The 18734-nt window shown below is 71.0% G+C and carries 16 protein-coding genes; 8 read left to right on the forward strand and 8 right to left on the reverse strand.

Going from position 1 to position 18734, the window contains the following annotated elements; all coding sequences use genetic code 11:
• Positions 1-4: 4 nt before the first annotated feature.
• On the reverse strand, positions 5-2989 hold the full coding sequence (locus tag ACWDRW_RS33965) for a bifunctional [glutamine synthetase] adenylyltransferase/[glutamine synthetase]-adenylyl-L-tyrosine phosphorylase (RefSeq protein ID WP_451730354.1): 2985 nt from the start codon (positions 2987-2989) through the stop codon (positions 5-7).
• A gap of 101 nt (positions 2990-3090) precedes the next feature.
• Here ACWDRW_RS33965 and ACWDRW_RS33970 point away from each other — a divergent pair, with 101 nt between their 5' ends.
• Complete coding sequence (locus ACWDRW_RS33970; protein WP_451730357.1) at positions 3091-3642, forward strand: pyridoxamine 5'-phosphate oxidase family protein; 552 nt, start codon at positions 3091-3093, stop codon at positions 3640-3642.
• Positions 3621-4061 (forward strand): VOC family protein, encoded by a 441-nt coding sequence (locus ACWDRW_RS33975; RefSeq protein WP_451730360.1) that lies wholly within the window; start codon positions 3621-3623, stop codon positions 4059-4061. The genes ACWDRW_RS33970 and ACWDRW_RS33975 overlap by 22 nt, the downstream gene beginning before the upstream one ends.
• 3 nt (positions 4062-4064) lie before the next feature.
• On the opposite strand, the gene ACWDRW_RS33980 is transcribed toward ACWDRW_RS33975, so the two are convergent.
• A complete protein-coding gene (locus ACWDRW_RS33980; protein ID WP_451730363.1) occupies positions 4065-4475 on the reverse strand; it encodes a hypothetical protein in 411 nt (136 codons plus the stop codon).
• Between the two features lie 211 nt (positions 4476-4686).
• On the opposite strand from ACWDRW_RS33980, the gene ACWDRW_RS33985 reads away from it, so the two are divergent.
• Positions 4687-5826, forward strand: a complete 1140-nt coding sequence (locus ACWDRW_RS33985; protein ID WP_451730366.1) for a hypothetical protein — start codon at positions 4687-4689, stop codon at positions 5824-5826.
• A gap of 17 nt (positions 5827-5843) precedes the next feature.
• Here ACWDRW_RS33985 and glnA read toward each other — a convergent pair whose 3' ends face one another.
• The gene (glnA, locus tag ACWDRW_RS33990; RefSeq protein WP_451730369.1) at positions 5844-7205 is read right to left on the reverse strand and encodes a type I glutamate--ammonia ligase; all 1362 of its coding nucleotides are present in this window, start codon (positions 7203-7205) and stop codon (positions 5844-5846) included.
• A gap of 343 nt (positions 7206-7548) precedes the next feature.
• Here glnA and ACWDRW_RS33995 point away from each other — a divergent pair, with 343 nt between their 5' ends.
• The gene (locus ACWDRW_RS33995) at positions 7549-8733 is read left to right on the forward strand and encodes a globin domain-containing protein (RefSeq protein WP_451730372.1); all 1185 of its coding nucleotides are present in this window, start codon (positions 7549-7551) and stop codon (positions 8731-8733) included.
• Between the two features lie 97 nt (positions 8734-8830).
• Here the strand turns inward: ACWDRW_RS33995 and ACWDRW_RS34000 are convergent, their stop codons facing one another.
• On the reverse strand, positions 8831-9271 hold the full coding sequence (locus ACWDRW_RS34000; RefSeq protein WP_451730375.1) for an RrF2 family transcriptional regulator: 441 nt from the start codon (positions 9269-9271) through the stop codon (positions 8831-8833).
• Positions 9272-9447: 176 nt separating this feature from the next.
• On the opposite strand from ACWDRW_RS34000, the gene ACWDRW_RS34005 reads away from it, so the two are divergent.
• The 3 genes from ACWDRW_RS34005 (at position 9448) to ACWDRW_RS34015 (ending at position 12580) form a co-directional block, all read left to right on the forward strand.
• The gene (locus ACWDRW_RS34005; RefSeq protein WP_451730378.1) at positions 9448-10107 is read left to right on the forward strand and encodes a DUF3105 domain-containing protein; all 660 of its coding nucleotides are present in this window, start codon (positions 9448-9450) and stop codon (positions 10105-10107) included.
• Positions 10107-10727, forward strand: a complete 621-nt coding sequence (locus ACWDRW_RS34010; RefSeq protein ID WP_451730380.1) for a DUF305 domain-containing protein — start codon at positions 10107-10109, stop codon at positions 10725-10727. Before ACWDRW_RS34005 ends, ACWDRW_RS34010 begins: the two co-directional genes overlap by 1 nt.
• 98 nt (positions 10728-10825) lie before the next feature.
• Entirely contained in the window at positions 10826-12580 is a 1755-nt protein-coding gene (locus ACWDRW_RS34015) for an NAD+ synthase (protein ID WP_451730383.1), read from the forward strand.
• A 99-nt stretch (positions 12581-12679) separates the two neighbouring features.
• On the opposite strand, the gene ACWDRW_RS34020 is transcribed toward ACWDRW_RS34015, so the two are convergent.
• From ACWDRW_RS34020 to ACWDRW_RS34035, 4 genes are all read right to left on the reverse strand, one after another.
• Positions 12680-13900, reverse strand: a complete 1221-nt coding sequence (locus ACWDRW_RS34020; protein WP_451730386.1) for an MFS transporter — start codon at positions 13898-13900, stop codon at positions 12680-12682.
• 88 nt (positions 13901-13988) lie between these two features.
• Positions 13989-15038 carry an endonuclease/exonuclease/phosphatase family protein gene (locus ACWDRW_RS34025; RefSeq protein ID WP_451730389.1) on the reverse strand — a complete coding sequence of 350 codons (1050 nt, stop codon included), beginning with the start codon at positions 15036-15038 and terminating at the stop codon, positions 13989-13991.
• A 181-nt stretch (positions 15039-15219) separates the two neighbouring features.
• Positions 15220-15855 (reverse strand): TetR/AcrR family transcriptional regulator, encoded by a 636-nt coding sequence (locus ACWDRW_RS34030; protein WP_451730392.1) that lies wholly within the window; start codon positions 15853-15855, stop codon positions 15220-15222.
• Between the two features lie 36 nt (positions 15856-15891).
• Positions 15892-17451 (reverse strand): MFS transporter, encoded by a 1560-nt coding sequence (locus ACWDRW_RS34035; RefSeq protein ID WP_451730395.1) that lies wholly within the window; start codon positions 17449-17451, stop codon positions 15892-15894.
• 181 nt (positions 17452-17632) lie between these two features.
• On the opposite strand from ACWDRW_RS34035, the gene panB reads away from it, so the two are divergent.
• Positions 17633-18499, forward strand: a complete 867-nt coding sequence (gene panB, locus ACWDRW_RS34040; RefSeq protein WP_451730397.1) for a 3-methyl-2-oxobutanoate hydroxymethyltransferase — start codon at positions 17633-17635, stop codon at positions 18497-18499.
• Positions 18500-18734 lie beyond the last annotated feature (235 nt).

Below are 18734 nucleotides of genomic sequence, written 5' to 3' on the forward strand. Positions count from 1 at the left end.
GGGTTCACGCCCCGTAGAACAGCTCGTCCACCACGCTCCGGGCCCGTCTCGCCGTGCGGCGGTAGTCGTCGAGCATGTCACCGACGCGGCCGGGGCCGTAGCCGAGGTAGCGGCCGACGGCGGCGAGTTCGCGGGGGTCGGAGGGGAAGGTGTCGCCCGCCCGGCCCCGGACCAGCATGACCGCGTTGCGGACCCGGGTGGCCAGGACCCAGGCCTCGTCCAGGGTGGCCGCGTCCGGCGCGGGGATCAGATCGGCCGCCGCCGCGGCCGCCAGGGCCGCCCGGGTGCGGGTGGTGCGCAGGGACGGCTCGGCGGCGCCGTGGCGCAGCTGGAGGAGCTGGACCGTCCACTCGACGTCCGAGAGGCCGCCGGGGCCGAGCTTGGTGTGGAGCTTGGGGTCGGCGCCGCGCGGGAGCCGTTCGGACTCCATCCGGGCCTTCAGCCGGCGGATCTCGCGGACCGCGTCGTCGGCGAGGCCGGACGCGGGGTAGCGCAGCGGGTCGATCAGCTCCAGGAAACGGCGGCCGAGGTCCTCGTCGCCCGCGACCACTTCGGCCCGCAGCAGCGCCTGCGACTCCCACACCAGTGACCAGCGCCGATAGTAGGCCTCGTACGACTTCAGCGTCCGCACCAGCGGCCCGGACTTGCCCTCGGGGCGCAGATCGGCGTCGATCAGCAGGGGCGGGTCGGCGCTCGGGATCTGGAGCAGCCGCCGGGTCTCGGCGACGACGCTGTTGGCGGCCCGGGCCGCCTCCTGCTCGTCGACACCGTCGCGCGGCTCGTGCACGAACAGCACGTCCGCGTCCGAGCCGTAGCCCAGCTCGTGGCCGCCGAAGCGGCCCATGCCGATGATCGCGAACCGGGTGGGCAGGGTGTCGCCCCAGCCCTCGCGGACGACCGCGCGCAGGGTGCCGGCCAGCGTCGCCGCGGTCAGGTCCGACACCGCGCCGCCGACCAGGTCCACCAGCGCGCCCTGGTCGGCCTCGGCGGGCTGGGCCTCGGTGCCGTAGGAACCGACGATGTCGGCGGCGGCCGTACGGAAGAGTTCGCGGCGGCGCACGCCGCGCGCAGCGGTGACCGCCTGGGCGCCACCGTCGGCGCGGCCGACCGCGGCGAGGATCTCCTGTTCCAGGTGGGCACGGGAGCGGGGCTCCAGGCCGCCGCCGTCACCGTCACCGAGCAGGGCGACCGCCTCGGGGGCGCGCATCAGCAGGTCGGGGGCGAGCCGCCCGGCGGACAGTACGCGCGCGAGGTTCTCCGCGGCAGCGCCCTCGTCGCGCAGGAGCCGGAGGTACCAGGGGGTCTTGCCCAGGGCGTCGGAGACCTTGCGGAAGTTGAGCAGGCCCGCGTCCGGGTCGGCGGAGTCGGCGAACCAGCCGAGCAGCACGGGCAGCAGGGTGCGCTGGATGGCGGCCTTGCGGGTGACGCCGGAGGCGAGCGCCTCCAGGTGGCGCAGGGCGGCGGCCGGGTCGGCGTAGCCGAGCGCGACCAGCCTTTCGCGGGCCGCCTCGCTGCTCAACCGGGCCTCGCCGGTGGCGAGTTGGGCGACGGCGTCGAGCAGTGGCCGGTAGAACAGCTTCTCGTGCAGCCGTCGTACGACGGAGGCGTGCCGCTTCCACTCGCGGTTCAGGTCGGCCACCGGATCGCTGCGCAGGCCCAGCGAGCGGGCGATGCGGCGCAGGTCGGCGTCGTCCTCGGGGACGAGGTGGGTGCGGCGCAGCCGGTACAGCTGGATGCGGTGCTCCATGGAGCGCAGGAAGCGGTAGGCGGCGTCCAGTTGGGCGGCGTCGGTGCGGCCGACGTAACCGCCGGCGGCGAGCGCCCGCAGGGCGTCCAGGGTGGTGCCGCTGCGCAGGGAGGCGTCGGACCGCCCGTGCACCAACTGCAGGAGCTGTACGGCGAATTCGACGTCCCTGAGCCCGCCGGGGCCGAGCTTGAGCTGGCGGTCGAGTTCGGCGACGGGGATGGTCTCCACCACCCGGCGCCGCATCTTCTGCACGTCGGTGACGAAGTTCTCCCGCTCGGCGGCCTTCCACACGAGGGGCTGGAGGGCGGCGACGTACTCCTCCCCCAGGTCGATGTCACCGGCCACCGGGCGGGCCTTGAGCAGCGCCTGGAACTCCCAGGTCTTCGCCCAACGCTGGTAGTAGGCGAGGTGGCTGGAGAGGGTGCGCACCAGCGGGCCGTTCCTGCCCTCGGGCCGCAGGTTCGCGTCCACGGGCCAGATCGAGCCCTCGACGGTCGTCTCGGAGCAGATCCGCATCATGTGCGAGGCGAGTTTGGTGGCCGCTCTCAGAGCCTTGGTCTCGTCGGCTCCCTCCGCGGGCTCGCCGACGAAGATGACGTCGACGTCGGAGACGTAATTGAGTTCGTGGCCACCGCACTTGCCCATCGCGACCACCGCGAGCCGGCACGCGGAGGCGTCGTCGGGTGCGGCGGCGCGGGCGATGGCGAGCGCGGCGCGCAGGGTCGCGGTGGCCAGATCGGCCAACTCGGCGGCGGACTGGGCGACATCGGTGGTGCCGCACACGTCACGGGCGGCGATGGACAGCAGACAGCGCCGGTAGGCGACGCGCAGCGACACCGGGTCGACGGCCTCGGCGAGGCCCCGCTCGAACTCGGCGACTCCGGGATGCAGATCCCGCGGCTCGTAGGTGACCAGCGCCTGCCAGTCGCCGGCGTGCCGGGCCAGGTGGTCGGCGAGCGCGGCGGACGCGCCGAGCACCCCGAGCAGCCGGTCCCGCAGGGGCTTGGCCGCTATCACGGTGTCCAGCAGCTCACGGTCGGGCTGCGCCTCGAGCAGGCGTACGAGGCCGTGCAGGGCGAGATCGGGATCGGCCGTCGCCCCCAGCGCCTCCAGCAGCACCGGGTCGTTGCGTACGGCGGCGAGCTCCGAGCTCTCCAGCAGCCGCTCGGCGGCGCTCGGATCGGTGAAGCCGTGCCGCAGCAGCCGTGTGAAGGTACTGCTTCTGCGCCCCGGCGCCGTCATCCTCGGCCTCCTGTCGGATCAAGGTCGTACGCGATCGAGCGTAACCGGAGTGATTGCGACAAGCGCCGATGAGTTCAGGGGGTGGACAGGGTCTTCCTTGTATGACCGACAACGCGATGGAGCCGCGGACCAGTCTCGACGCCCGCTACAGCGACGCGACCGCCGAGGCGAGGCCCTGGGCGGAGGCGCTGGCGCTGCTGTCCGCGGCGGAGCTGTTCTGGATCTCGACGGTACGGCCGGACGGGCGGCCCCACGTGACCCCGCTGCCCGCGGTGTGGTCCGGGGGCGCGCTGCACTTCTGCACGGGCCCGGAGGAGCGCAAGGCGCGCAACCTGGCCGAGAACCCGCAGGTCGTGCTGACCACGGGCACGAACACCTGGGACGAGGGCTACGACCTGGTCGTCGAGGGCGAGGCGGTGCGGGTGACGGACGAGGCCCGGCTGCGCGAGCTGGCGGCGGCCTGGGAGGCGAAGTACGGCAGCTTCTGGCACTTCGAGGTCCGGGACGGTTCCTTCCACCACGGAGCGGGACACGCTTTCGTTTTCTCGGTGGCGCCACGGACCGTTTTCGGCTTCGGTAAGGGTGAACCGTTCAGCCAGACCCGTTGGCGATTCTCCAGGGAGGACCAGCAATGGACTTCACGCTCGAAGTGATTCCGCTGCCCGTGAGCGACATCGACCGAGCCAGGGACTTCTACCGGGACAAGGTCGGCTTCCACGTCGACATCGACCAGGAGGTCATGCCCGGGATGCGTATCGTCCAGCTGACGCCCCCGGGCTCCGGCTGCTCGATCGCGCTGGGCGACAACCTCTGGGACGAGTCCCGGGGCCAGGCCAAGCCGCAGCCCGGTTCGTACCAGGGGCTGCAGCTGTGCGTGGCGGACATCAAGGCGGCGCGGGCGGAGCTGGTGGAGCGGGGCGTGGAGGTGTCGGAGCCGGTCCAGTACACCCCCGACGACGGCGCCACGTTCATGTACTTCAAGGACCCCGACGGCAACGGCTGGGCCGTCCAGGAGTACCGCGTCCGCGGCGACAAGCCCCTCCATCAGCTCCTGTCGGAACAGGCCGGCTGAGACTCAGGCAAGGCCGCTCTGCGTGAACGGGCACCCCTGAAGCCGCCGACGCCACCACCGCAGCCGGGGATCGGCGAGCGGATCCGGGAGAGTACGGGCCCGGTACCGCGCGTCCAGCACACCGACGATCCGCGCCAGCTCGGCCCGTTCCCGCGGGGGCAGACTCCGCAGGACGGTGCCGAGCACGTCGCGGGCGTGCCGCACGTCCCGCAGTTCACAGCCCCGGCAACCGCAGTCGTCGCCGTACGGATATCTGGGCCGCCGTCCCGGCGGACTCAGGAAGGCCCGGTACCGCCGCAGGGCGTGGTCGGTGACGCCGGGAAAGATGAAGTAGTCGCGGGACAACGCCTCGGACCGATGCACGGCGAGGCTGACCTGGGCGGAGAGCCCGTGGATACGGTCCGGCGGGGGCACGTCCCTGCTCCGCTGACCCTGACGAAGGCGCTGCGCGGCTCGCAGCGCGACCGGCCGTTTACGCGGCATCGGCCTTTCGTGACGTCGAATTCATGGCCGCAGGATACCCCAGAACCGCAGGTTTCGTTGAGTTGCGTGTGGCGCAACTACGTGATGAACTGGAGATTCACCCTTCCTGTCACCTTCCCGATATCACAGGATTGTGATTCGAATGAGTGACGACGACGTAGTTGCGCACAAGAAGATTGGCTCATGGCGTCAGCGCGCGAGTGCTCACATCGCGGCCGTGCAAGCCGAACTGGACCGCATCGAAGATATGCAGGGCCTGTCGGAGCACGACAAAAAGCTGGCGAAAAAGGCGCACCAGCTTTTACAAGGCGCGCGACAGACCACGGACAGCTGGCCGCCGTTCTGGGCCGCCGCGTCCGCGCGAGATCGCACCCTGGCGACCGTCCACGAAGCCGAGCTGATCGTCCTCAAACTGACACCGGCCCAGGAAATCGGCTGGGCCGGGCCCACTGTTCTGGCCAAGGGCATCCAGCACCTGGGGCAGGAGGACCTTCGGCTCAAGCTGCTGGAAGAGCATCTGCGCGAGAACAACAACCTGCTGGATGCCACCGGGAGACACCTGGCGGCGGACGTCCTCCATGCCGCGCATCACACGGAGGAGATTGAGATAGGCAGGGTGCGGAATTTCCGCAACATCCTGCTGCTCGCCTTTCTCGCGCTTTCCGCGTTCACGGTCCTGCTGATTCTCTCCGGCTATCAGAATCCTGACGCGCTCGCGGACAAACTCTGCTTCGAGCCGCCTAAACCGACCCCCGAGAACCTCGATGCCACGGCTTACATCTGCCCGGTCGAAGGGAAAGAACCCGAGGGCGCCAACGTCTTGCTGGTGGCCTCGCTGGGGGCGGCGTCCGCGGCACTCGCCGGCGCTGCGTCAATTCGCCACATACACGGGTCCGCGGTCCCCTACATGGTGCCCATGAGCCTGCTCGTTCTGCGCATCCCCATCGGCGCGCTCTCCGCCATTCTGGGCCTGGTTCTCATCCACGGGGAATTCATCCCCGGACTGACGGCACTGGACAGCAGGGCGCAGATCGCCGCATGGGCCGTGGCGTTCGGGATCGGTCAGGAGAGCCTGACGCGGCTGCTCGACAAGAAGGGCAACCTGCTCCTGGAGAACGTGCGCGGTTCGGCGCGGGCCGTGGAGTCACCGCCGCCCAGCACGGACAGGCTGATGAAACCCGTACTGCGCCCGCCCGGACCCAATGGCGCCAAACGCGGCGGTGACGGGGCGGCGGTTCAGGAGGAGGAAGAGGAGGCCGAACGGCCGGAGAACCGCCGCTGACCTCCCCGCGGGCCCGTCTACAGCACCGGCAGGTTCTTCCGCAGCTCGAACGCGGTCACCTCGGAGCGGTACTCCTCCCACTCCGAGCGCTTGTTGCGCAGGAAGAAGTCGAAGACGTGTTCGCCGAGGGTTTCGGCGACCAGGTCGCTGTTCTCCATGAGGGTCAGGGCCTCGCCGAGGTTCTGCGGGAGGGGTTCGATGCCCATCGCGCGGCGCTCGGCGTTCGACAGGGCCCAGACGTCGTCCTCGGCGCCCGGCGGGAGTTCGTAGCCCTCCTCGATGCCCTTAAGGCCGGCGGCCAGGAGCACCGCGTAGGCCAGGTAGGGGTTGGCGCCGGAGTCGATCGAGCGGACCTCGACGCGGGCCGAGCCGGTCTTGCCGGGCTTGTACATGGGCACGCGCACCAGCGCCGAGCGGTTGTTGTGGCCCCAGCAGATGTACGACGGCGCCTCGCCGCCCGCACCGGCCGTGCGCTCGGAGCCGCCCCAGATCCGCTTGTAGGAGTTCACCCACTGGTTGGTGACCGCGGAGATCTCGGCGGCGTGCTTGAGCAGGCCGGCGATGAAGGAGCGGCCGACCTTGGAGAGCTGGTACTCCGAGCCCGACTCGTAGAAGGCGTTGCGGTCGCCCTCGAAGAGCGAGAGGTGGGTGTGCATACCGCTGCCCGGGTGCTCCGAGAACGGCTTGGGCATGAACGTGGCCTGCACGCCCTGCTCCAGCGCCACCTGCTTCATGACCAGCCGGAAGGTCATGATGTTGTCGGCCGTGGACAGCGCGTCGGCGTAGCGCAGGTCGATCTCCTGCTGGCCCGGGGCGCCCTCGTGGTGGGAGAACTCCACCGAGATGCCCATCGACTCCAGCATGGTGATGGCCTGACGGCGGAAGTCCATGCCGACGTTGGTCGGGGTGTGGTCGAAGTAGCCGGAGTTGTCGGCCGGGGTGGGGCGGGAGCCGTCCAGCGGGCGGTCCTTGAGCAGGAAGAACTCGATCTCGGGGTGGGTGTAGAAGGTGAAGCCGAGGTCGGAGGTGCGGGCCAGGGCGCGCTTGAGGACGTAGCGCGGGTCGGCGAAGGACGGGGAGCCGTCCGGCATCAGGATGTCGCAGAACATGCGGGCCGTGCCGGGGGTCTCCGCGCGCCAGGGCAGGACCTGGAAGGTGGAGGGGTCCGGCTTGGCGATCATGTCGGACTCGTAGACCCGGGCGAAGCCCTCGATGGCGGAGCCGTCGAAGCCGATGCCCTCGTCGAAGGCCTGCTCGAGCTCGGCCGGGGCCACGGCGACGGACTTGAGGAAGCCCAGCACGTCCGTGAACCACAGGCGTACGAACCGGATGTCGCGCTCCTCCAACGTACGGAGCACGAACTCCTGCTGCTTGTCCATCTTCCGCTTCCCCATCCTTGCTGGTCAGGCCGCCTGTTCCGCGCACCGCGGACAGGCGGTCGGGCACCCGAGCATCACACCACAACACCGTTTCGGGCGCGTTGCCGACCTTGATCTGCGAGCTGACCTCGGTCTGAACGCCCGGCGTGCCGCGGGTGTACGGCTCTGCCGCCCATCTTGCCTGCTCGGACCGACATCCGTAATGCCCGGCCGTCGACGGCTGTGGCGCGTGCGCGACCGTTTAATTTGCATCTCAGATGCAAGTTTTAATAGCGTGCCGTCCAGCGCGGTGCCCGTGCCGTCCGGCCGGCGCCGTCCGGTCCAGCGCCCGAAGGAGCCCCCGATGCTGTCCGAACCGTCCGCCGCCACCGTCCGAGCGACCCTCCCCGCCGTGGCCGCCTCCCTGGACGAGATCACCGATCGCTTCTACTCCGGGCTCTTCGCCGCCCGCCCCGACCTGCTGCGGGACCTCTTCAACCGCGGCAACCAGGCCGCCGGCACCCAGCGCCAGGCCCTGGCCGGTGCCGTGGCCGCCTTCGCCACGCACCTGGTCGAGCACCCGGAGCGGCGGCCGGACGCGATGCTGGCCCGTATCGCCCACAAGCACGCGTCCCTCGGGGTCACGCCGGAGCAGTACGCGCTCGTCCACGAGCACCTGTTCGCCGCCATCGCCGGCGTGCTCGGCGAGGCCGTCACCCCCGAGGTCGCGGCGGCCTGGGACGAGGTCTACTGGCTGATGGCGAACGCCCTGATCGCGCTGGAGAAGCGGCTGTACGAGGAGTCCCGGGAGCCGGGCTGGCGGCGCTGGGAGGTCGTGGAGCGGGTGCCGGAGACCCCCGAGGTGATCACCCTCCGGCTCCGCCCCTCGGACGGCGGCCCGGTGGCGGACTTCCGCGCGGGCCAGTACGTCTCGGTCCGCGTCGAGCTCCCCGACGGCGCCCGGCAGATACGGCAGTACAGCCTGTCCGGGGCGCCCGGTTCGACGCTGCGCCAGATCAGCGTGAAGCGGGTGACGGACGAGGCCGTGACGGGCGAGGTCTCCGACCACCTCCACGCGCGCGTGGAGGTGGGCAGCGTCCTCGAACTCTCCGCTCCTTACGGCGACCTGGTCCTCGACCCGGCCGACGACCGCCCCCTCCTGCTCGCCTCCGCGGGCATCGGCGTCACCCCGATGACCGCGATGCTGGCGCAGCTCGCCCAGGACGGCCACCCCACCCCGGTCACCGTCCTCCACGCCGACCGTTCCCCCGCCACCCACGCCCTGCGCACCGACCAGGAGACCTACGCGGCCAAGCTCCGCGAGGCGAGCGTCCACTTCTGGTACGAGCAGGACGCCCCCGAGGACGCCAGGACCGGCCGGACGGACCTCACCGACGTCGCCGTGGCACCGGACACGCGCGCGTACCTGTGCGGCCCGCTCCCCTTCATGCGAACGGTGCGCGCACAGCTGCTGGCGAAGGGCGTACGAGCCGCGGACATCCACTACGAGGTCTTCGGCCCCGACCTGTGGCTCGCGCAGGAGGGTTAGGCCAGGGTCAGGCCCTGTCCTCGGGTCGGCCCGGCCGCGAGAAGCGGTCCGGTCCGGCCGACGCCGGGATGATCCAAGCGACAGGGCCTGGTCCCGCTCACGCGTGCGGCGCCCGTCCGATCTCCAGCAGGAGCGGTCCCGTCGGGGAGGCGACCATGTCGGCGACGGTCAGCGGGTCCAGGGAGGCGAAGAAGGCCTCCTGGGCCCGGCGCAGGGCGCCGCGCAGGCGGCAGGCGGACCGCAGGGGGCAGGGGGTGGGGCCCTCGCAGTCGACCACGTCGCCGTCGCCCTCGAAGGAGCGGACCACCGCGCCCACGGACGCCGTGCGGCCCTTCTCCGTGAGGGTCAGGCCACCGCCCCGGCCTCGACGGGCGTCGACCAGGCTCTGGTGCTGGAGTTCCGCGACGACCTTCGCGGCGTGCGTGTACGGGACGTCCATGTCCTCGGCCACCTCACGCGTGGTCGGCGTGGAGCCTTCGGACACGGCGAGTCGCATGAGGATCCGCAGGGCGAGGTCGGTCGAACGCAGCAGCCGCATACCGGAAGCGTAGATAATGCGCATCTGCGCTTCAAATTATTCGCGGAGCACCTGTCGGGTGGCTGTCGATTCCGTTGCGATCCGGCCCTTTCCTGTGCCCTCCCTTCGGGACGCCACTGTTTCCCCATTACGATCAGCGGACCCGACCGTCCCTTTCCGCAGAAGGACATCACGCCATGGGATCCGCCAAGAAGAGCAACGCGGCGCGCAAGGCCCGCATAGAAGAGATGCGGCGCGCCGAGCAGGCTCGCGAGCGCCGCAACCGGATCCTCACGATCGGCGCCAGCGTGACGGTCGTCACAGCCCTGGTCGTCGGCGCCGTCGTCCTGGTGCAGACGCAGGATGACGACGACACCGCGTCCGACTCCAAGACCACGGGCTCCCTGGTGGCCGGTGCCGACGGCGTGAGCACCTGGCAGGGCGGCAAGCTGTCCCAGACCCACGTCGAGAAGAAGGTCAGCTACCCGGTCCAGCCCCCGGTCGGCGGCGACCACAACCCGGTCTGGCAGAACTGCAACGGCGACGTCTACACCGAGGCCGTCGCGAACGAGAACGCGGTGCACTCCCTGGAGCACGGCGCGGTCTGGGTGACGTACACGAGCAAGGCCAAGAAGGCCGACGTCGACGCGCTCGCGGCGAAGGTGAAGAAGACGCCGTACACGCTGATGAGCCCCTACGAGGACCAGAAGTCGCCGATCATGCTGTCGGCCTGGGGCGCGCAGCGCACGGTGACCGGCGCGAGCGACCCGAACCTCGACAAGTTCTTCGAGAAGTACGTGCAGGGCGAGCAGACGCCCGAGCCGGGCGCCGCGTGCACGGGCGGTAAGGCGGAGTGATGAAGCACGTCGGCTGGATCGCCGGTACCGCGGCGGCGGTCCTCGTCGCGGCAGGCGCGATCACGTACGCCGTGGCTCAGGACGAGGCGGCCGACGCGCCCCCCACCGCCGACTCCGCGGACGCCGGGTTCGCGCGGGACATGGCGGTGCACCACCAGCAGGCCGTGGAGATGTCGTACATCGTGCGCGACCGCACGGACGACACCGAGGTGCGGCGCCTCGCGTACGACATCGCGCAGACGCAGGCCAACCAGCGCGGGATGCTGCTGGGCTGGCTCGACCTGTGGAAGCTGCCGAAGGTGTCCTCGGACGCGCCGATGACCTGGATGGACATGGGCGCGATGGCCTCCGGCGAGGACGGCGCGCTGATGCCCGGCATGGCGACCAACACCGAGATGAAGAAGCTCGGGACGCTCAACGGCAAGGCGGCGGAGATCTTCTTCCTCCAGCTGATGACCGCCCATCACAAGGGCGGCATCCACATGGCGGAGGGCTGTCTGGAGCGGTGCGAGGTCGGGGTGGAGAAGCGGCTCGCGCAGACCATGGTCAACGGCCAGGAGTCGGAGATCCAGCTGATGGCGGACATGCTCGCCGACCGGGGCGCCAAGGCGCGGCCGTAGGCCCTCGGGCGCGGGCCCTCGGCCGTGGGCGTACGCCGTGGGGTGGCCCACACCACTTCACCACCCCATCGCGTCGCTCTGACGATTACACTGGGCGCGTGCCTCAACTTCGCCTCGCTCTGAACCAGATCGACTCGCGCGTCGGTGACCTCGCCGGGAACACCGAGACGATCCTCCGCTGGACCCGGCACTCCGCCGAGCAGGGAGCGCACCTCGTGGCGTTCCCGGAGATGGCGCTGACCGGGTATCCCGTCGAGGACCTGGCCCTGCGGACCTCCTTCGTGGAGGCGTCCCGCGCGGCATTGCGGACGCTTGCGGCCCGGCTCGCCGAGGAGGGCTTCGGAGAGCTGCCGGTGGTCGTCGGCTACCTCGACCGCTCCGAGACGGCCCAGCCGAAGTACGGCCAGCCGGCGGGCGCCCCGCGCAACGCGGCGGCGGTGCTGCACGGCGGCGAGGTGGTCCTCACCTTCGCCAAGCACCACCTGCCGAACTACGGCGTCTTCGACGAGTTCCGCTACTTCGTGCCCGGCGACACCATGCCGGTGGTGCGCGTGCACGGCGTGGACGTGGCCCTCGCCATCTGCGAGGACCTCTGGCAGGACGGCGGCCGGGTGCCAGCGGCACGGTCGGCCGGGGCCGGGCTGCTGCTCTCGATCAACGCCTCGCCGTACGAGCGCGACAAGGACGACACCCGGCTGGAGCTGGTCCGCAAGCGCGCCCAGGAGGCGGGCTGCACCACCGCCTACCTCGCGATGATCGGGGGCCAGGACGAGCTGGTCTTCGACGGCGACTCGATCGTCGTCGACGCGAGCGGTGAGGTCATCGCGCGGGCGCCGCAGTTCGCCGAGGGCTGTGTGGTCCTGGACCTCGACCTGCCCGCGGCCGCGGCGGACGCCCCCACGGGCGTCGTCGACGACGGTCTGCGGATCGACCGCCTGGTCCTGTCCGAGGACCCGCTGCCCGCGTACACCCCGGAGCTGACGGGCGGCTACGCGGACCGCCTGGACGACGACGAGGAGGTCTACTCGGCCCTGGTCGTGGGTCTGCGGGCGTACGTCGCCAAGAACGGCTTCCGGTCGGTCCTGATCGGCCTGTCCGGCGGCATCGACTCGGCACTGGTCGCGGCCATCGCCTGCGACGCGGTGGGCGCGCAGAACGTCTACGGCGTCTCCATGCCGTCGAAGTACTCCTCGGATCACTCCAAGGGCGACGCGGCGGAACTCGCGCGCCGCACGGGCCTGAACTTCCGTACGGTCCCGATCGAGCCGATGTTCGACGCCTACATGGCGTCGACGGACCTCACCGGCCTGGCCGAGGAGAACCTGCAGTCCCGGCTGCGCGGCACGCTGCTGATGGCGATCTCCAACCAGGAGGGCCACATCGTCCTGGCGCCGGGCAACAAGTCGGAGCTGGCGGTGGGGTATTCGACGTTGTACGGCGACTCGGTGGGCGCGTACGGCCCGATCAAGGACGTCTACAAGACCTCGATCTTCCGCCTCGCCGAGTGGCGCAACCGTTCGGCGGCCGAGCGCGGGCAGACCCCGCCGATCCCGGAGAACTCGATCACCAAGCCGCCGAGCGCGGAACTGCGCCCCGGCCAGGTCGACACCGACTCCCTGCCCGACTACCCGGTCCTGGACGCGATCCTGGAGCGCTACGTCGACCGCGACGAGGGCGCCGACGCCATCGTGGCCGCCGGTTACGACCCGGCCCTGGTCACCAAGACCCTGCGCATGGTGGACACGGCGGAGTACAAGCGCCGCCAGTACCCGCCGGGCACGAAGATCTCGGCGAAGGGCTTCGGCAAGGACCGACGGCTGCCGATCACGAACGGGTGGCGGGAGACCGCGTAAGCGCACCACAGGGGGGCCGGAGCAATCCGGACCCCCCTGTTTGCACGGTGCGGACCGCAGCCTGTTCCCCGTTCAGGAGCGCGGCCCGTCCCTGCTCAGTCAGGACCGCACGGCCGCCGCCTCTCCCGGCACATGCCCGGCGACGATGAGTTCCCGCCCCGCCACCGGTACCCGGCGCCGGTCCACCGCGTACGCCGCCCCGGCCACGCCCAGGCCCAGCACCGCGAGGGCCGCGCCCGCGAGCGCCGGGGAGGTGACCCCGAGCCCGGCGGCCAGGGCGAGCCCGCCGATCCAGGCGCCGCCCGCGTTCGCCAGGTTGAAGGCGGCCTGGTTCGCGGAGGAGGCGAGGGAGGGGGCCGCCGAGGCCTTCTCCATGACCATGAGCTGGAGCGGGGACCCGGTGACGAAGGCCGCCATGCCGAGCAGGACCACCCCGAGCGCCGCGCTCCACGCCGTGGACATCAGCACCGGGAACAGCCCGAGCACCAGCGCCAGCGCGGCCAGCCCGCCGAACAGGGTCGCCCGCATCGCGTGGTCCGCCAGGCGTCCGCCCAGCAGGTTCCCGGCGGTCGCGCCCACGCCGAACAGCGCGAGCAGCAGCGTCACGCTGGCGTCGGCGTACCCGGCCGCGTCGGTCAGCATCGGCGTGATGTAGCTGTACGCCGCGAACAGCGCCCCGAAGCCGGCCACCGTCGTACCGAGGGCCAGCCAGACCGGCACCGACCTCAGCGCGGCCAGCTCGCCGCGCAGGCCGGAGGCGGGGGACGCCTGCGGGTGCTCGCGCGGGACCAGCAGGAACAGCGAGACGATCGCCGCCACGCCGATCGCGCTCACCCCGAGGAAGGTGGCCCGCCAGCCCAGGTGCTGGCCCATGAGGGTGGCGACGGGGACGCCCGCGATGTTCGCGACCGTCAGGCCCAGGAACATCAGGGACACCGAGCGGGCCTTGCGCTCCGGCGCGACCAGGGTCGTCGCCACCACCGCGCCGACGCCGAAGAAGGCGCCGTGCGGCAGGCCGCTGAGGAAGCGGGCGGCGAGCAGCGAGCCGTTGTCGGGGGCGAGGGCCGACAGGGCGTTGCCGGCCACGAAGAGCGCCATCAGGCCGATCAGGACCTTGCGGCGGGACATGCGGGCGGTGACGGCGGCGAGGAGCGGGGCGCCGACGACGACGCCGAGGGCGTACGCCGAGACGAGATGGCCGGCGGTCGGGATCGAGATGCCGAGGTCGGCCGCGACGTCGGGCAGCAGGCCCATCATCACGAACTCGGTGGTGCCTATGCCGAATGCGCCCACGGCGAGGGCGAGCAAGGCGAGGGGCATGAGGGGGCCGTGCCTTTCGGGAGCGGGGTTCCGTGCATCATATGTTCACGCACGGAACAAAGTCTCCCCGGCCCGCTATTCCAGGCGGTTACGAGGAGGTGTCGACCTTCACCCGGGCCGCCACCGGCAGGTGGTCGCTCCCGGTCTCCGGCAGCGTCCACGAGCTGATCGGCTCGATGTCCCGCACCAGGATCTGATCGATCCGCGCCATCGGGAACGACGCCGGCCAGCTGAACCCGAAGCCGCTGCCCGCCGCTCCCTGCGTGGAGCGCATCTGGGAGGTGACGGCGTTCAGGGCGCGGTCGTTCATCGTGCCGTTGAGATCGCCGAGCAGCACGCTGCGCGGCAGCTTCTCGTCGGCGATGGCCTCGCCCAGGGCGTCGGCGCTCTTGTCGCGCTGCCGGGCGGTGAAGCCGGCCTCCATCTTGACCCGCACCGACGGCAGGTGGGCGACGTACACCGCGATCTCGCCGGACGGCGTGCTGACGGCGGCGCGCATGGCCCGGGTCCAGCCCAGCTTGATGTCGACGGCCTTCACCCCGCTCAGCGGGTACTTGCTCCACAGCCCGACGGTGCCCTGCACCGAGTGGTACTTGTACGTCGACGCCAGCGCCTCCTCGTAGACCGGTACGGCGGTGGCGGTCAGCTCCTCCAGGGCCAGCACGTCCGCACCGGAGGCGGCCACGTCGCGGGCGGTGCCGGCGGGGTCGGGGTTGTCGGCGTTGACGTTGTGTGTGGCGATGGTGAGGTCGCCGCCGGAGGAGGTCTTGCCGGTGAGGAGCCCGCCGAAGAGGTTCAGCCACACGACGGCGGGCAGGACGATCGCGATCAGCGCGGTCGCGGACTTGCGCACCACGCCCAGCACGAGCAGCAGCGGGACGAACAGGCCGAGCCAGGGCAGGAAGGTCTCGGTCAGGCTGCCGAGGTTGCCGATGGCGTTGGGGATGTGCGCGTGCAGCAGCATGACGAGGGCGAGGAGCACCGCGAAGACGGCGGTGACGATGCCCCGGCGCCAGATCCGCGGGTCGCCGCGCCAGCCGGTCAGGAGCCGCTCCAGCAGACGCCGGAACCGGTTTCCCCGGCGCTCGGGTCCCGAGCCGCCGCTGTCCCTCTCCGTCATGTACGCCTGCTGCGCCATACCGTCGCCTCACTGCCTGCCGTGCACACCATCGTCCCCCGCTGTTACGACCCTAGGGGATGATCGGTTCTCTTCCCGCCGTCCCATGACGGCCGTACGGGCACAGGGACGTACAAGTCGGCTTCCGGAGTTCCGGTTACCGATGCGGAAAGCGCGCTCTGTGACGAAACGCGCACATCCGCTATGCGGGAGGCGAACTGACGGGCGGTGAGCTGACGGGCCGTAGGCCTTCGAGGAGGGTGTCGACGATCTGTTCGGACAGGCCCTCGGGGAGGTCGCCGTCCGGGTGCAGGACCGCGCGGACCAGCATGGGGCCCACGAACAGGTCGTTGAGCAGTTCGACGTCGATGTCGTCGCGCAACTCGCCGTTGGCCTGGCCCCGGCGCAGCACTTCGATGCCGAGCCGGCGCCGGGGCGCGACGACGTTGGTGTGGTACGCCGCCCACACCTTGGGGCTGGTCTTCATCTGGGCGTGCACGTTGTGCAGGATCGCCGAGGAGCGGCTGAGCAGTCCGCGTCGCCGCAGTGACTCCAGCAGGACGACGAGGTCGTCGCGCACGGACGTGCCGGGGAGTTCGGCGTCGGGCGGCTCCGCCGCGCGCACGACGTCGACGAACAGCTCCTCCTTGCCGCTCCACCGGCGGTAGATGGCGGCCTTGCCGACACCCGCGGTGCGGGCGATGCGCTCGATGGACAGCTCGGCGAGGGGCACGCCCTCCTCCAGCAGCTTCACCACGCCCTCGATGATGGCGCGCTCCACGGCCTCGCTGCGGGGGCGGCCCCGGACCGGGCTGGGCTGACTGTCGGCGAGGTTCACGTGCGTGCGTCCCTTCTGTGGTCTGGGGATTCTCCCCTACGGCTGCTCCTCCTCGGCCCGGGGTGGCTTCCCCGGCAGGAACAGTCCGACGACGATCGCGCCGATCACGGCGACCGCGGCTCCGCCGAGCGCGGTGACGTGCATGGCGTGCAGGAAGGAGTCGTTGGCCTGCGCGACCAGGGTTCCGGGGCTGTCGAGCTTCGCGGCGACGGCCAGCGTGGACTCGATGGACTCGCCCGCGGTGTGGCGCAGCCCGGGCGGCAGCGCGGTGAGGTCGTCCTCGATGGAGGAGCGGTACGAGGTGGAGAGCACCGAGCCGAGCACCGCGATGCCGAGGGCGCCGCCGACCTGGCGGAAGGTGTTGCTGAGCGCGGAGGCGGAACCGGCCTTCTCGCGGGGCAGGGCCTGCATGATGACGACGCTGACCGGGGTCATGATGTGCGCCATGCCGGTGCCCATGAGGAAGAAGATGACCTCGAGGATCCAGATCGGGGTGTCCGCCTCCAGCGTGGCGAAGGCGGCGAGCGTCGCGGCGATGAGGGCCATGGCGGCGGTCGTGGTGGCCCGGTAGCCGAAGCGGTCCACGAGCAGCCGGGCGCGGGGCGCGAAGACGAGCTGGGCGACGGCCAGCGGCAGCAACAGCAGCCCGGTCTCCAGCGGGGAGTAGCCGCGCACGCTCTGGGTGTAGAAGACGGAGAAGAAGGTCACGCCCATCAGCGCGAAGAAGACGAGCGCGATGGCGGCGATGGCGGCCGAGAAGACCTTGTCGCGGAAGTAGGTGACATCGATGGACGGATGGTCGCTGCGCTTCTCGAACACCACGAAGGCGACCAGGACGGCGAGTCCGGCGCCGATGGTCGTCAGCACGGTGGCGTTTGTGAAGTCGGCCAGCTCGCCGCCCCGGATGATGCCGTAGACGAGCAGGACCAGGCCGACGACGGACAGGGTGACGCCGACGGGGTCGATCCGGCCGGGGTTCGGGTCGCGGGAGTCGGGGACCAGCCAGATCATCAGCGCGAGCGCGATGATCACGATCGGCACGTTGATGAGGAAGACCGAGCCCCACCAGAAGTGGTCGAGCAGGACGCCGCCGGTGATCGGGCCGATGGCGATGGCGAGGCCGACGCCGCCCGCCCAGATGCCGATGGCCTTGGGCTGCTCGTCCCGTTCGAAGACGTTCATGAGGACGGCGAGGGTGGCGGGCATCACGAAGGCGGCGCCGAGGCCCATCACCGCGCGGAAGCCGATCAGCTCGCCCGGCGAGCCGGCGAAGGCGGCGAGGGCGGAGCCGATGCCGAACACGACGAGCCCGCCGAGCAGGACCTTCTTGCGGCCGAGCCGGTCGCCGAGCAGACCGGCGCTGAACAGCAGGCCCGCGAAGACCAGGGTGTAGGCGTTGATCGCCCACTCCAGCTCGCTCTGGGTGGCTCCGAGGCCGGTCGGAGCGGGGGTCGAGATCGTCTTGACCGCGACGTTGAGAATGGAGTTGTCCAGGACGATGATCAGCAGACTCAGCATGAGCACGCCGAGAATGGCCCAGCGGCGACGGTGTACCGCTTCCGGTATCCGGGTCGCGGGAGGAGCGGATGTAGTCATGCCGTCAACGCTAACCCCATTACGATACGAGACCGATCCGTATCGTAATTCTCTTACCCGGCTCTTACGCCGCTCGAGCGTGACCGGGGTCCCCCTAGCCGCGCCTGGCACGAGGTGCCACCATGGAGGGGATCCGGGGACGCCGTCAGGGTGCCTCGAGATGACGTAAGGAGCCGTTGCCATGACGCAGCTTTCGGCTGCCCAGACCACACCTTCCGGCGGCAGCAAGGCGCTGTACGGGGGGAAGGGCACCCGCCGTATCACCGTTCGCGACATCGCCGCCGCCAAGGAGCGCGGCGAGAAGTGGCCCATGCTCACCGCCTACGACGCCATGACCGCGTCCGTGTTCGACGAGGCCGGTATCCCGGTCATGCTCGTCGGGGACTCGGCGGGCAACTGCCACCTCGGCTACGAGACCACCGTGCCCGTGACGCTCGACGAGATGACCATGCTCTCGGCGGCCGTCGTACGCGGCACCTCCCGCGCCCTGATCGTCGGCGACCTGCCCTTCGGCTCCTACCAGGAGGGCCCGGTGCAGGCGCTGCGCTCGGCGACCCGGCTGGTGAAGGAGGCCGGCGTCGGCGCGGTCAAGCTGGAGGGCGGCGAGCGCTCGCACGAGCAGATCCGCCTGCTGGTCGAGTCCGGCATCCCCGTCATGGCCCACATCGGCCTGACGCCGCAGTCCGTCAACGCCATGGGCTACCGCGTCCAGGGCCGCGGCGAGGAGGCGGCGGCACAGCTGCTGCGGGACGCCAAGGCGGTCCAGGACGCGGGCGCGTTCGCGGTCGTCCTGGAGCTGGTCCCGGCGGAGCTGGCGGCCGAGGTGACGCGGGTGCTGCACATCCCGACGGTCGGCATCGGTGCCGGCCCGGAGACCGACGCGCAGGTCCTGGTCTGGACGGACATGATGGGCCTGACCGGCGGCCGGGTCCCCAAGTTCGTGAAGCAGTACGCGAACCTGCGCCAGGTCATGGGCGACGCGGCCAAGGCGTTCGCGGAGGACGTCGTCGGCGGAACGTTCCCGCTGGAGGAGCACTCCGTCCACTAGAAGCCACAGCGGTACAGAAGCAGCCCGCCGATTTCCCCCGTCGGCGGGCTGCTGCCGTTCGGAGCGGACCGCGACATCGGCTCGTCGGAAGGTCCTGCGGCGGAGGTCCGTCGGCGCGGGCGCCGGTGCGGCCCTGTCGGCGGGCGGCGCAGATCCGTCGGCGCGGGCGCCGGTGCGGCCCTGTCGGCGGGCGGCGCAGATCCGTCGACGCGGGCGCCGGTGCGGGCCCGTCCGC

The sequence above is a fragment of the Streptomyces sp. NPDC003635 genome (genome assembly GCF_053587635.1).